Below are 12,605 nucleotides of genomic sequence, written 5' to 3' on the forward strand. Positions count from 1 at the left end.
GAATCCTGGTTCGCCGACCATACGCCTGGCGAGACCGATCTGCCCGTCAGCGTCCTCATCATCTGAAGGAACACCTTATGGACTCCGTCGCCGCCCGCGACTTCTGGAACAGCCGCTATGACCGCCAGGACTATCTGTTCGGCGAGACGCCCAACGCCTTCCTGGCCGCTCAGATCGCGCGGCTCCAGCCCGGCATGACCGCTCTGGCGGTCGCCGACGGCGAGGGCCGAAACGGCGTGTGGCTCGCCGAACAGGGCCTGGCCGTCACCACCACGGATATCGCCCCGCGCGCGGTCGAGAAGGCCCTCGCCCTGGCCGAGCGACGTGGCGTCACACTGGACGCCCAGGTGGCGGACTTCGAGACCTGGGGCTGGCCGCAGGGTGCGTTCGACGTCGTGGTCGCCGTCTTCATTCAGTTCGCCCCGCCTCCCCAGCGCGACCGACTTTTCGAGCGTATGAAGGCGGCCGTGAAGCCTGGCGGCCTGGTCCTGTTGCAGGGCTATCGGCCGGAACAGATCGCCTATGGCACCGGCGGTCCGGGGCAGGTCGAGAACCTCTACACCGAGGCGCTGCTCCGCGACGCCTTCGCCGACTTCGACATCCTGCATCTGAAAAGCCACGACAGCGACGTCTCCGAAGGCGCCGGCCACAGCGGCCGGTCCGCCCTGATCGATCTCATCGCCCGCCGTCCCTGACCCCCAGCGCCCGCACACCGGAACCCGCCATGAAAACCCTCGTGATCGCCCTGTCCTTGGCCGCCTCCCTGGCGGCCTCCCCGAGCTTCGCCCAGGCTGTCTCAGGCTTCGGCGGCTTCAAGCCCCTGCCCGAGGCCGGCGAACAGCCGGATCCGTCGCGCATCTATCGGGTCATCTTCGACGTGTCCCAGGGCGGTGCGGACGACAGGCCGCTGAAGGGATTGGATCGCGTCGCGCGGCTGGTGAATATGCTGGCGGCGGGCGGCGTGGACGCCGACCACCGTCAGATCGTGGTCGTCCTGCACGGCGCCGCCACCCCTGCAGTTCTCTCCGACGCCGCCTGGACCGCGCGCGGCAAGGGCGACGCCAACCCCAACAGCGCCCTGATCCGCGCCCTCATCGCCGCCGGCGTCCAGGTTCGACTGTGCGGCCAGGCCATGGCGGGGAACGGCATCGCGCAAGCCGATCTCGAAGCGGGCGTGAGCGTTGATCTCGCCGCCCTGATGACGGTCATCCACCTTCAACAGGCCGGATACGCCCTGGTTGTGAACTGACGGCTCGGCATAGGCGGAACCTTTCCTGAGCATAAGAACTATTAGTTTGCGTAAGTATGTATGTAATTGTTCATTGGGGCGTCTGAAGGAGATATCGACATGACCGGACTGCCCCGCCTCAACGAACCCGCCCCCGACTTTCACGCCCGCACCACGCACGGGGATCGCAGCTTGGCCGATTACCGCGGCAAATGGCTGATCCTCTTCTCGCACCCGTCGGACTTCACCCCGGTCTGCACGACCGAGTTCATCGGGTTCGCCAAGCATGCGAATGAGTTCGCCGCCATGAACTGCGAGCTCCTGGGCCTCTCGATAGACAGCATCTTCTCGCACCTAGCCTGGACCCGGAACATCAAGGAGAAGTTCGGCGTCGAAATCCCCTTCCCCATCATCGAGGATCTGAAGATGGAGGTGGCCCAGGCCTACGGAATGATCCACCCCGGGGCGGCCGACACCTCGGCTGTTCGCGCCACCTTCCTGATCGATCCGGAAGGCAAGCTGCGCGCCATGGTCTACTATCCCATGAGCAATGGCCGCAGCATCGAAGAGTTCGTTCGGCTGCTCACCGCGCTCCAGGCGTCCGACGCCAACGGGGTCGCGACGCCTGAGAACTGGCGCCCTGGCCAACCGGCCATCGTCCCCCCGCCCAAGGCCGCCGAGGCGGCCGAGGCTCGCGCTTCCGAGGGTTACGTCTACACCGACTGGTATTTCTCGACGCGCGACCTCCCCGACGCCCCGAAAGCCGCCTGATCGGATTCCGGCCGGACCTCGCAAGCGGTCCGGCCTTTTTCTTCGCAAACCAAACGGAGCCTTCATGCAGATCATCGACCACGGCGGAGCGCGCATCGCGGCGCTCCACGACAAGAAGACCGGCAGTTGGCAGTATGTCGTCTCCGACCCGGTCAGCCGCAAATGCGCGATCATCGATCCGGTCTGGGATTTCGACGAGAAGGCGGCGGCGACCTCGACCCGCAACGCCGACGCCATCCTGGACTACGTCAAGGCGGAGGGCCTGACCGTCGAGTGGCTGCTGGACACCCATCCCCACGCCGACCACTTCTCCGCCGCGCCCTTCCTCAACGAGAAACTGGGCGCGCCGACCGCCATCGGCGAAAAGGTCATCGGCGTCCAGAAGCTGTGGAAGGACATCTACGGCCTGGACGACGACTTTCCGGCCGATGGTCGCCAGTGGGACCGACTCTTCAAGGCTGGCGACACGTTCGCTGTTGGCGACCTGCCGGCGCGGGTGATGTTCTCACCGGGGCACACCATGGCCTCCATCACCTATGTGATTGGCGGCAACGCCTTCGTCCACGACACCCTGATGATGCCCTATGCCGGCACCTCGCGCGCCGACTTTCCGGGCGGCGACTCGAAGACTCTCTTCCGAAGCATCCAGGACATCCTGGCCCTGCCTGAAGAGACCGCCGTCTTCGTTGGCCACGACTATGGCCCGGATGGCCGCGAGCCCGCCTGCTTCAGCACCGTGAGAGAGCAGAAGGCGGACAACATCCATGTCGGCGGCGGACGCGGCGAGGCGGATTTCGTGCGGCTCCGCGACGATCGGGACGCCACCCTGCCCTTGCCGAATCTGATGCTCTACGCGCTTCAGGTGAACATCCGCGGCGGGGTGCTGCCGCCGGCCGCGCCGGACGGGCGCGTCTATTTCAAGATTCCCGCCAATCACTTCGCCCCACCCCAGGAGAATTCTTGATGCGCCCGTCCGCACTGACGCTGGCCGCCCTCCTGAGCGCAACGGCCCTGGCCGCCCACGCCCAGACGCCCGCCGATCCACTTCATGTCTACGGTCCCGGCGGCCCCTCCCCCGCCATGCGCGACGCCGCGAAGGCCTATGAGGCGCGCACCGGTCGCGCCGTGGCCGTCGTCGCCGGACCCACGCCCCAATGGCTGGACCAGGCCAAGGCGGATGGCGACCTGATCTTCTCAGGCTCCGAGACGATGATGACCGACTTCGTCAGCGCCCTGGAGGGCCGCATCCGCGCCGAGGCGGTCGAGCCGCTCTATCTGCGCACCGCCTCCATCCTCGTTCGGCCGGGAAATCCGGACGGCATCGGCGGCCTTGAGGATCTTTTCCAGCCCGATCGCCGGGTCTTGGTTGTCAACGGCGCGGGCCAGAACGGCCTGTGGGAGGACATGGCCGGTCGCACCGGCGACATCGCCAAGGTGCGCGCCCTGCGTCGCAACATCGTCGTCTACGCCCGCAACAGCGCCGAGGCCCGACAGGCCTGGATCGACGACCCGACGCTGGACGCCTGGATCATCTGGGGCATCTGGCAGGTCGCCAATCCGGACCTCGCTGATGTGGTCGAGGTCAAAGAGCCCTATCGCATCTACCGCGACGCCGGCGCCGTTGTGACCGAGACCGGCCGCCAGGACGCCGACGCCCAGCCCTTCCTAGACTTTTTGAAGTCCGACGAGGGGGCCGCCATCTTCGCGCGGTGGGGCTGGCGGACCGGCCAACCTTAAGCCTGCCTTAAGGTGAACCCTGCGGTGTCGGCGGCATGGCCAACCGTCGCTCCTTCACCCTGAACCGCCGACACCTGCTGGCGGCCGCGGCGCCGCTCTGGCTCTCGACGACCGCGCGAGCCGCGTCGGCGCCCGCGACATCGAACATCACCGCCCTGACCGCAGCCTTTTACGCCGCCCGCGGCGGACGCCCCGCCTGGGCGGGGCCAGCGCGCCGGCAAGCCATGGACGCCCTGGCTCTGGCGGACCGCCACGGCCTATCAGCGCCCGACGGCCTCGCCCTGGGCGAAGCCGAGCTGACACAGGCCGTCCTGACCCTGGCCGAGGCGCTCGCCCATGGCCGGGTCGACCCGGCAACGGTCGAGACCCTTTGGGAGATGGATCGCAACCAGGTCGACACGCCGCCGCTGTTGGCCAAGGCCGTCGAGGACGGAACGTTGGCCGAGACGATGGCGGGCCTTGCGCCCCAGGACCGCGGCTATCAGGGCTTGTGCGACGGCTTCCTCCGCTATCGCGCCATCGCCGACCGCGGCGGCTGGCCGCCCTTCGCCATGGGCGCGACGATCGAACCGTTTGCGTCCGACCCCCGCCTTCCCGCCCTCCTGCCGCGCCTTCGGGTGGAAGGCGATCTCAGCGACGCCGCCGCCTCCATGATCGGCCCGTCTGGCGGTGACTACGGCTCTGTTCTGCAAGAGGCCGTTCGGGCGTTCCAGGTGCGCCACGGTCTGGAGGCGGACGCCCGCATCGGCCCGGCGACCCAGCGGGCGCTGTCGATTTCGGGCGAGGCCCGTGCTCGCCAGATCGCGCTCAATCTGGAACGCCGCCGTTGGCTAAAGAGAGACGTCGCCCCGGAGCGGATCGAGGTGAACACCGCCGCCTCCATCATGGTCTACTGGAAGGAAGGCCGGCCCGTGCATTCGATGCGGGTCGTAACGGGTGACGCCGACAATGCGACGCCCAGCCTCGAACGGCCCTTCGCCTCGGTCGTCGCCAATCCGCCCTGGACGGTGCCGACCTCCATCGCCCAGCGCGAGATCCTGCCGCGCGGCGCCGCCTATATGCGGGCGAACAACATGACGATTCAGAATGGCATGGTGGTTCAGCGCGCCGGCCCGAACGCCGCCCTGGGCCAGGTCAAGTTCGAACTTCAGGACAGCTACGCCATCTTCCTGCACGACACCCCGTCGCGGGGTGCGTTCGAGCGGAGCTTCCGCCATCTCAGTCACGGCTGCGTGCGGGTGCAGGACGCGGTCGGCTTCGCTCGGCTACTGCTCGCGCCCGACCCCGCAAGGCTCGCCCGATTCGACGCCGCGCTGGACAGCGGCGAGACCGTCCGGGTGGCGACCGGTCGGCCGATCGACGTGCGCCTGCTGTATTGGACGGCCTTTCTGGACGGCCAGGGCCGCGTCGCCTTTCGCGATGACATCTATCGTCGCGACACCCGTCTGGCGGAGGCGTTGGGTATCGCCTTGCAGCTGCCGCGGCCCGACGACCGGCGCGCCGATGCGGACGACGTCGGCCCCTGACGGTTATTCGGTCGTGCGGCCGTCGAAATGCTCGTGGTCGGCGGAGGCCTCTTCCACCGTGGCGTGAACCGTACCGTCGCGATGCTCCGGCGGACCATAAAGGGTGTAGAGCCGAAGCGGTTCGGACCCCGTGCTGACCACATTGTGGCGGGCGCCCCGAGGGACGATGACCCCGTCGTCCGCCTTCACGGCATGACGAACGCCGTCGATCCAGATTTCGCCCTCGCCCGCCTCGATGCGGAAGAACTGGTCGCGGTCGTCGTGGACCTCTTCGCCGATCTCCTGGCCGTGCGGAATGGCCATGAGGACGAGCTGCAGATTGTGGCCGGTGTAGAGAACGCGGCGAAAGTCTGTGTTCTCTTCCGTCAGACGTTCGATATTGTCGATGAAGCCCTTCACGAGAGTCTCCTGTGCGGGTTTGCCGTCAGCGCCGTGCGACGGCGGTGATGCGGGCGAATTGCGCCGTGTCGCCGCGCGCCGGCGTCGATGTGCGGGGCGCCGGGGCGGCGGCTCGCGCGCCGACCGCCTTCGCATCGCCGCAGAAGATTTCGTAGAGCATGCCCATGACCGCCTGGGCCCGGTCGTCGGCGATCGAATAGAAGATCGAGCGGGACTGACGGCGGGTCTTGACCAGGCCATACTGGCGCAGCTCAGCCAGTTGTTGGGATAGCGCCGGCTGCTTGATGCCAAGGTCCGCCTCGAGCTGGCCCACCGAGCGCTCCTCTTCGGCGATGTGACACAGGATCAGCAGCCGGTTGGCGTTGGCCAGCTGGCGTAACAGCTCTGCGGCCTCCGGCGCCTTTTCCTTCAACCGCTCCATGGCGGCCGCTTGATCGTCGGTCATGCGCGGCGCTCGCGATAGTACCAGGGCGCATCGCCGTCACCGTCGGCGATGGCGGCGTCCAGAGTGGTGGCGGCCGGCTCCAGCAGGGCGTCGCCGGGCGTCCAGCCCGCCGGCGTGGAGGCCGCCTCACGGTCAGACGTCTGCAAGGCGGTGACGAGACGCAGCAGCTCATCAACCGAGCGGCCGATGTTCATCGGGTACCAGCTGATGGCGCGCACCACGCCTTCGGGATCGATCACGAAAGTGGCGCGCACCGTCGCGCTGTCGCTTGAGCCGGCGTCCACCATGCCGAAGGCGTGGCCGATGGCCATGGAGGGATCTTCGATGATCGGGAACGGCACCTTCACGCCGAAGCGGCGGTAGATGTCCTTCAGCCAGGCCAAGTGCGAATACAGACTGTCGACTGACAGGGCCATCAGATCGCAGTCGATCGCCGCGAAGGCGTCGGCCTGTCGGGCCAAAGCCACGAACTCGCTGGTGCAGACCGGGGTGAAGTCCGCCGGATGCGAGAACAGCACCAGCCAGCGTCCACGGTAGTCGCTGAGGCGCTTTTCGCCCTGGGTCGTGCGCGCGGTGAAATCCGGCGCCGTGTCGTTGATGCGCAGGGCGCGCATCGCGGCGGTGTCGACGGTCGGCGCAGTGTCTGTCGTTTCCATGGCGGCAAGCTAAGCGCTTCACGCCCTTTCCGCTACATTAAAATACATACTTGTATGAACTATGAATGGTTATATGTGTTGAGTCACCGAAACGGAGACACGCCATGTCCTCGCCCATCCCCGATCCCGCCCGCGACCACGCCGCCGACATCGTGCGCGCCGCGCTCGCCGATCCCGCTCAACGCCCCTTGGTCAAATCATTCTTCGACGAGGCCACCTTCACCGTCAGCCATGTCGTGCGCGATCCCGGCTCCGATGTCTGCGCCATCATTGACAGCGTGCTGGACTACGATCCGGCTTCGGGCCGCACCACGCACGCTTCGGCCGATGCGCTCATTGATTACGTAAAATCCGAAGGTCTCACGGTTCAGTGGCTGCTCGAGACGCACGCCCATGCCGATCACCTGTCGGCGGCGCCCTATCTTCAGGAAAAGCTCGGCGGTCAGCTCGCCATCGGCCATGAGATCCTCACCGTCCAGGCGGTCTTCGGCAAGATCTTCAACGAAGGAACCGACTTCCGCCGCGACGGCAGCCAGTTCGACCATCTGTTCAACGACGGCGACCGGTTCGAGATCGGCGGGTTGAAGGCCACGGTCCTGCATGTGCCCGGCCACACCCCGGCCTGTCTGGCCTATGTCATCGGCGACGCCGTCTTCCCCGGCGACACCATGTTCATGCCCGACTACGGCACGGCGCGCTGCGACTTCCCTGGCGGCGACGCCCGGACCCTGTATCGCTCGATCCATCGCCTGACCTCCCTGCCGGACGAGGCGCGGGTCTTCCTGTGTCACGATTACAAGGCGCCCCCGGGCCGGACCGAGTTCGCCTGGGAGACCACCATCGGCGCCCAACGCACCGGCAATATTCATATCCGCGACGACGTCAGCGAGGACGAGTTCGTGGCCATGCGCACCCAGCGCGACGCCACCCTTCCCATGCCCAAGCTGATCCTGCCGTCGGTTCAGGTGAACATGAACGGCGGCCGCCCGCCCGAGCCCGAGGACAATGGGGTGCGCTACCTCAAGGTCCCGCTCAACGCGCTGTGAGACGAGCCCCCGATGCTTGAGCCCCTCCCCTTCATCTGGCCGCTGGCCGGCGGTCTGCTGGTCGGCCTGTCGGCTGGCCTCTATCTGCTGCTCAACGGGCGCGTGGCCGGGATTTCCGGCCTGACCGCCGCAGCGACCGGCCTGTCAAAAGGCGCGCCGCGCATTCTGGGCCTGCTTTTCATCGCCGGCCTGCTGGGCGGCGCGGCCCTGGCCTCGGCGCTGATCCGCAGGCCCGAGGTGCAGATCACTTCGGAGGTCTGGCTGCTGGTGCTCGGCGGCCTGATCGTCGGCTTCGGCACCCGCTGGGGCTCGGGCTGCACCAGCGGCCACGGCGTCTGCGGCCTGGCCCGCCTGTCGCCCCGCTCCATCGTGGCCACCGGCGTCTTCATGGCGGTCGCGGCGCTCACCGTCTTCATCACCCGACACCTGTTGGGAGGCCTGGCGTGAACCGGCTGATCGTCGCAGTCCTGTGCGGCCTGCTGTTCGGCGCCGGCATGGTGGTGTCCGACATGATCAACCCGGCCCGCGTCCTGGCCTTCCTGGATGTGACGGGCGCCTGGGACCCCTCGCTGGCCTTCGTTATGGGCGGGGCGCTGATCCCCTCCGCCATCGCCTATCTGATCCGCCGGCGCATGGAGGCTCCGGTCGCGGCTGACACCTTCCATGTGCCTGAGAGCCGCAACATCGACACCCCCTTGGTCGGCGGGGCCGTCCTGTTCGGCCTGGGCTGGGGCCTGGTCGGTCTGTGCCCCGGCCCCGCGCTGGCGGCCCTGACGACCGGCGCCTGGCAGGCCTTCGTCTTCGTGGGCGCCCTCGTAGCCGGCATGGCGCTGTTCCGCCTGACGCTCGACCGAAACGCCTGAACCAGAAAAGACCCTAGGGAGACAAAGCCATGGATATCCGCCCCCTGGACGAGGCCCTGTCCGCCTCGCCCCAGATCGCCCCGGAAGACCTGCCCGCCATCGCGGCCCAGGGTTTCCGGTCGGTGATCTCCAACCGACCCGACGGCGAAGAGCCCGGCCAGCCCAGCGCCGAAGATCTGCGCCAGGCCGCCGAGGCTGCGGGACTGGCTTTCGCCCATGTCCCCGTGGTCGGCGGCGCCATCTCCGACCAGGACGTGGCGGACTTCCGCGAGGCTCTGGCCAACCTGCCCCAGCCTGTGTTCGGCTTCTGCCGCACCGGTACGCGCACGACCACCCTGTGGGCGCTGGCGAACGCCGGCGCACAAACTCCTGAAAATCTGATCGCCCGCGCCAAGAGCGCCGGCTACGACCTCGGCGCCCTGCGTCCCCGTCTTGAAGGAGCCGCATCATGAGCGCCCAGTACGCCCCCTTGGAGTCCTGCGATGTCCTGATCGTCGGCGGCGGATCCGCCGGCATCGCCACAGCCGCCAGCCTCCTGCGCCGTCGCCCGGGTCTCGACGTCCGCATCGTCGAGCCGTCCGAGCATCACTACTATCAGCCTGGCTGGACCATGGTCGGCGCCGGCGTCTTCACGCCCGAGCGGACCCGGCGCCGCACCGAGGACCTGATCCCCCGAGGCGCCCAGTGGGTGCGGGGTTCGGTCGCGGCTTTCGACCCCATCCACGATCGCGTCGAACTGACCGACGGCCGCTGGATCGGCTATCGCATGCTGGTCGCGGCGCCGGGACTGAAGCTGGACTGGGGCGCCATCCCGGGCCTGGCGGAAACGCTCGGGCGCAACAACGTCACTTCCAACTACGGCTATGAGACGGCGCCCTACACCTGGAAGCTGGTGCAGGCGATGAAGAGCGGCCGGGCGATCTTCACCCAGCCGCCCATGCCGATCAAATGCGCCGGCGCCCCGCAGAAGGCCATGTATCTGTCGGCCGATCACTGGCGCGACCACGGCCGAAACGACATCGAGATCGAATTCCACAACGCCGGGCCCGTGCTGTTCGGGGTCAAGGACTACGTCCCGGCCCTGATGGAATATGTTCGCAAATACCGCATCGACCTGAACTTCGGATCGAAACTGGTCGCGGTGGATGGTCCTGCCAGGACGGCGACCTTCGCCGTGACGAACGCGGAAGGCGAAGTCAGTCAGGTTCGGCGCGAGTTCGACTTCCTGCACGTCTGCCCGCCGCAGACCGCGCCGGACGTCATTCGCGAAAGTCCGCTGGCCGCCGAAAGCGGCTGGATCGAGGTGGATGACGCCACCTTGCGCCACAAGCGGTTCGAAAACGTCTTCGGTCTGGGCGACGCCTGTTCGGCGCCCAACGCCAAGACTGCTGCGGCCGCCCGCAAACAGGCGCCCGTGGTGGCCGAGAACATCCTGTCGCTGCTGGACGGCCAGCCGATGCGGGCGGTCTATGACGGCTATGGCTCATGTCCGCTCACGGTCGAGCGCGGCAAGATCGTGCTGGCCGAGTTCGGCTATGGCGGCAAGCTCCTGCCCAGCTTCCCGAAATGGATGCTCGACGGGACCAAGCCGACCCGTCTGGCCTGGCATCTGAAGGCCCAGGCCCTGCCCGAAATCTACTGGCTTGGGATGTTGCGCGGTCGCGAATGGCTGGCCGGCCCCCACCACATCGAACCCGCCCCCCAGCTTCGCCCTGCTGTCGCCTGAGCCTGATCATGGACCTGTCTCCGCTGCAGTACGGCCTCGGCGCCGGCGCCGGCTCGCTCGTCGGCTTCACCCTGGGCCTGGTCGGCGGCGGCGGGTCCATCCTGGCCGTGCCGCTGATCGTCTATCTGGTCGGGGTCAAGGAGCCGCATCTGGCGATCGGCACCAGCGCCTTCGCCGTGGCCGCCAACGCCTTCGCCAATGTGATCAATCATGCCCGCCACGGCACGGTGAAATGGAAAATCGCCAGTCTGTTCGCGGTCGCTGGGGTGCTCGGAGCCTTTCTGGGTTCGAGCCTGGGCAAGGCCGTGGACGGTCAGAAGCTGCTGGCCCTTTTCGCCGTCCTGATGCTTGTCGTCGGGGTGCTGATGTTGCGGGGCCGCTCCGCCGGCGGTGACCCGAACGTCCAGCTTGATCGCCGCAATGCACCCAAGCTCGTCGGCACGGGCCTGGCCACGGGCGTGATGTCGGGCTTCTTCGGCATCGGCGGCGGCTTCCTGATCGTGCCCAGCCTGATGTTCTCGACCCGGATGCCGATCTATTATGCGGTTGGCTCATCGCTTGTCGGCGTCACCGCCTTCGGCCTGACCACGGCCTTCAACTACGCTCTGGACGGCTGGGTCGACTGGCCCCTGGCGGCGGTGTTCATCGGCGGCGGCGTTTTGGGGGGCCTCGTCGGCGCGCGGTTGGCCAAGGCGCTGTCGGGACAAAAAGGCGTCTTGAACACCGTCTTCGCCGGGCTGATCTTCGTCGTCGCCTTCTATATGCTTTACCGCAGCGCCGGCGCGCTCGGCCTGATCGGGTGAGACCACACCATGGAACTTGACGCCCTGATCCTGGCGCGGATGCAGTTCGCCTTCACCGTCGCCTTCCACATCGTCTTCCCGGCCTTCTCCATTGGCCTCGCCAGCTATCTGGCCGTGCTGGAGGCCCTGTGGCTGAAGACGGGGCGAGACCTCTATCTGAACCTGTTCAAATATTGGCTGAAGATCTTCGCCGTCGCCTTCGGCATGGGCGTCGTCTCGGGCCTGGTCATGTCCTACCAGTTCGGCACCAATTGGTCGGTCTTTTCCGACAAGGCCGGTCCGGTCATCGGCCCCCTGATGGCCTATGAGGTGCTCAGCGCCTTCTTCCTGGAGGCGGGTTTCCTGGGCGTGATGCTCTTCGGCCTGAACCGCGTGGGCAAGAAACTGCACTTCCTGGCCACCCTGATGGTCGCAATCGGCACCTTCGCCTCGGCCTTCTGGATCCTGTCGGTGAACAGCTGGATGCAGACGCCGCAAGGCTACGCCATCAACGAGGTCGGCCAGTTCGTACCGGCCGACTGGTTCAAGATCGTCTTCAATCCCTCCTTCCCCTATCGCCTCGCCCACATGCTGCTGGCGGCCTATCTGACCACCGGCCTCGTGGTCGGCGCGGTCGGGGCCTGGCACCTGATGAAGGAGCGGACCAACAAGGGGGCGCGTAAGATGTTCGCCATGGCCATGGGCATGATCCTGGTCGCCGCCCCGGTCCAGATTTTCATCGGCGACATGCACGGGCTGAACACCCTGGAGCATCAGCCCGCCAAGGTCATGGCGATGGAAGGCCATTTCGAAAGCCACCCGGACGGGGCGCCGCTGATCCTGTTCGGCATTCCTGACCGAGAGGCGGCCACCGTCCACGGCGCGGTCGAGATCCCCAAGCTGTCGTCCCTGATCCTGAAGCACGATCCGAACGCGCCCCTGGCGGGTCTGGACACCATCGATCGTGCAGACTGGCCGCCGGTGGAGATCGTCTTCTGGTCCTTCCGCGTCATGGTTGGCCTCGGCATGGCCATGCTGATGCTGGGGCTGTGGGGGCTGTACGCCCGGCTGCGCAAACGCCTTTACGACGCCCCCTGGCTGCACCGCTTCGCCCTGATCATGGGACCGATGGGCTTCGTCGCCGTGCTGGCGGGCTGGATCACCACCGAGGTCGGCCGCCAGCCCTGGACCGTCTATGGGCTGCTGCGCACCGCCGACAGCGCTGCGCCCCTGGCGGCGCCCGCCGTCGCAACCTCCCTGGCCGCCTTCGCCGTGGTCTATTTCACCGTCTTCGGCGCCGGGGTCTTCTACATCCTGCGTCTGATGAGCCATGCGCCGCACCGGGACGAGCCGGGCGTGGCGGAAACCCCGATCCGCACGGCGGGCATCACCCCCGCCCCCGCCATCGACCCGGACCGCCCCATCT

16 protein-coding genes are annotated in these 12,605 nt (G+C 67.3%); 13 read left to right on the top strand and 3 right to left on the bottom strand.

Annotation, left to right across the window (positions count from 1 at the left end; genetic code table 11):
• Positions 1–77 precede the first annotated feature (77 nt).
• From B2U11_RS00050 to B2U11_RS00075, 6 genes are all read left to right on the top strand, one after another.
• Positions 78–695 carry an SAM-dependent methyltransferase gene (locus B2U11_RS00050; RefSeq protein ID WP_035308670.1) on the top strand — a complete coding sequence of 206 codons (618 nt, stop codon included), beginning with the start codon at positions 78–80 and terminating at the stop codon, positions 693–695.
• 29 nt (positions 696–724) lie between these two features.
• Complete coding sequence (locus tag B2U11_RS00055; protein ID WP_052005017.1) at positions 725–1,249, top strand: DsrE family protein; 525 nt, start codon at positions 725–727, stop codon at positions 1,247–1,249.
• A 99-nt stretch (positions 1,250–1,348) separates the two neighbouring features.
• Entirely contained in the window at positions 1,349–1,999 is a 651-nt protein-coding gene (locus tag B2U11_RS00060) for a peroxiredoxin (RefSeq protein ID WP_054764173.1), read from the top strand.
• A 64-nt stretch (positions 2,000–2,063) separates the two neighbouring features.
• Positions 2,064–2,963: an MBL fold metallo-hydrolase gene (locus B2U11_RS00065; RefSeq protein WP_052005015.1), complete on the top strand. Its 900-nt coding sequence runs from the start codon at positions 2,064–2,066 to the stop codon at positions 2,961–2,963.
• Positions 2,963–3,736, top strand: coding sequence for a substrate-binding domain-containing protein (locus B2U11_RS00070; protein ID WP_054764174.1), 774 nt, complete (start codon positions 2,963–2,965; stop codon positions 3,734–3,736). The genes B2U11_RS00065 and B2U11_RS00070 overlap by 1 nt, the downstream gene beginning before the upstream one ends.
• A gap of 35 nt (positions 3,737–3,771) precedes the next feature.
• Positions 3,772–5,262 (top strand): L,D-transpeptidase family protein, encoded by a 1,491-nt coding sequence (locus tag B2U11_RS00075; RefSeq protein ID WP_292068891.1) that lies wholly within the window; start codon positions 3,772–3,774, stop codon positions 5,260–5,262.
• A 3-nt stretch (positions 5,263–5,265) separates the two neighbouring features.
• Here the strand turns inward: B2U11_RS00075 and B2U11_RS00080 are convergent, their stop codons facing one another.
• Genes B2U11_RS00080 through B2U11_RS00090 form a run of 3 tightly spaced genes read right to left on the bottom strand, consistent with a single transcriptional unit; the run spans position 5,266 to position 6,762 of the window.
• Complete coding sequence (locus B2U11_RS00080; RefSeq protein ID WP_054764176.1) at positions 5,266–5,661, bottom strand: cupin domain-containing protein; 396 nt, start codon at positions 5,659–5,661, stop codon at positions 5,266–5,268.
• 25 nt (positions 5,662–5,686) lie between these two features.
• Positions 5,687–6,106 (bottom strand): ArsR/SmtB family transcription factor, encoded by a 420-nt coding sequence (locus B2U11_RS00085; RefSeq protein WP_054764177.1) that lies wholly within the window; start codon positions 6,104–6,106, stop codon positions 5,687–5,689.
• Positions 6,103–6,762, bottom strand: a complete 660-nt coding sequence (locus tag B2U11_RS00090; protein WP_054764178.1) for a peroxiredoxin — start codon at positions 6,760–6,762, stop codon at positions 6,103–6,105. Before B2U11_RS00090 ends, B2U11_RS00085 begins: the two co-directional genes overlap by 4 nt.
• Positions 6,763–6,866: 104 nt before the next feature.
• Between B2U11_RS00090 and B2U11_RS00095 the strand changes: the two genes are divergently transcribed.
• From B2U11_RS00095 to B2U11_RS00125, 7 genes are all read left to right on the top strand, one after another.
• The gene (locus tag B2U11_RS00095; RefSeq protein ID WP_054764179.1) at positions 6,867–7,808 is read left to right on the top strand and encodes an MBL fold metallo-hydrolase; all 942 of its coding nucleotides are present in this window, start codon (positions 6,867–6,869) and stop codon (positions 7,806–7,808) included.
• A gap of 12 nt (positions 7,809–7,820) precedes the next feature.
• Positions 7,821–8,255 carry a YeeE/YedE family protein gene (locus tag B2U11_RS00100; RefSeq protein ID WP_054764180.1) on the top strand — a complete coding sequence of 145 codons (435 nt, stop codon included), beginning with the start codon at positions 7,821–7,823 and terminating at the stop codon, positions 8,253–8,255.
• Positions 8,252–8,671: a DUF6691 family protein gene (locus tag B2U11_RS00105; protein WP_197273334.1), complete on the top strand. Its 420-nt coding sequence runs from the start codon at positions 8,252–8,254 to the stop codon at positions 8,669–8,671. The genes B2U11_RS00100 and B2U11_RS00105 overlap by 4 nt, the downstream gene beginning before the upstream one ends.
• A 29-nt stretch (positions 8,672–8,700) precedes the next feature.
• Positions 8,701–9,123 carry a TIGR01244 family sulfur transferase gene (locus B2U11_RS00110; protein ID WP_054764181.1) on the top strand — a complete coding sequence of 141 codons (423 nt, stop codon included), beginning with the start codon at positions 8,701–8,703 and terminating at the stop codon, positions 9,121–9,123.
• On the top strand, positions 9,120–10,397 hold the full coding sequence (locus tag B2U11_RS00115) for an NAD(P)/FAD-dependent oxidoreductase (RefSeq protein WP_054764182.1): 1,278 nt from the start codon (positions 9,120–9,122) through the stop codon (positions 10,395–10,397). Before B2U11_RS00110 ends, B2U11_RS00115 begins: the two co-directional genes overlap by 4 nt.
• Positions 10,398–10,405: 8 nt before the next feature.
• Positions 10,406–11,200, top strand: coding sequence for a sulfite exporter TauE/SafE family protein (locus tag B2U11_RS00120; protein WP_054764183.1), 795 nt, complete (start codon positions 10,406–10,408; stop codon positions 11,198–11,200).
• 9 nt (positions 11,201–11,209) lie between these two features.
• Positions 11,210–12,605, top strand: a 1,396-nt coding sequence (locus tag B2U11_RS00125; RefSeq protein WP_292068902.1) for a cytochrome ubiquinol oxidase subunit I, incomplete at its 3' end; no start/stop codon positions are given.

The sequence above is a fragment of the Brevundimonas sp. UBA7534 genome (genome assembly GCF_002479325.1).
Classification (GTDB): domain Bacteria; phylum Pseudomonadota; class Alphaproteobacteria; order Caulobacterales; family Caulobacteraceae; genus Brevundimonas.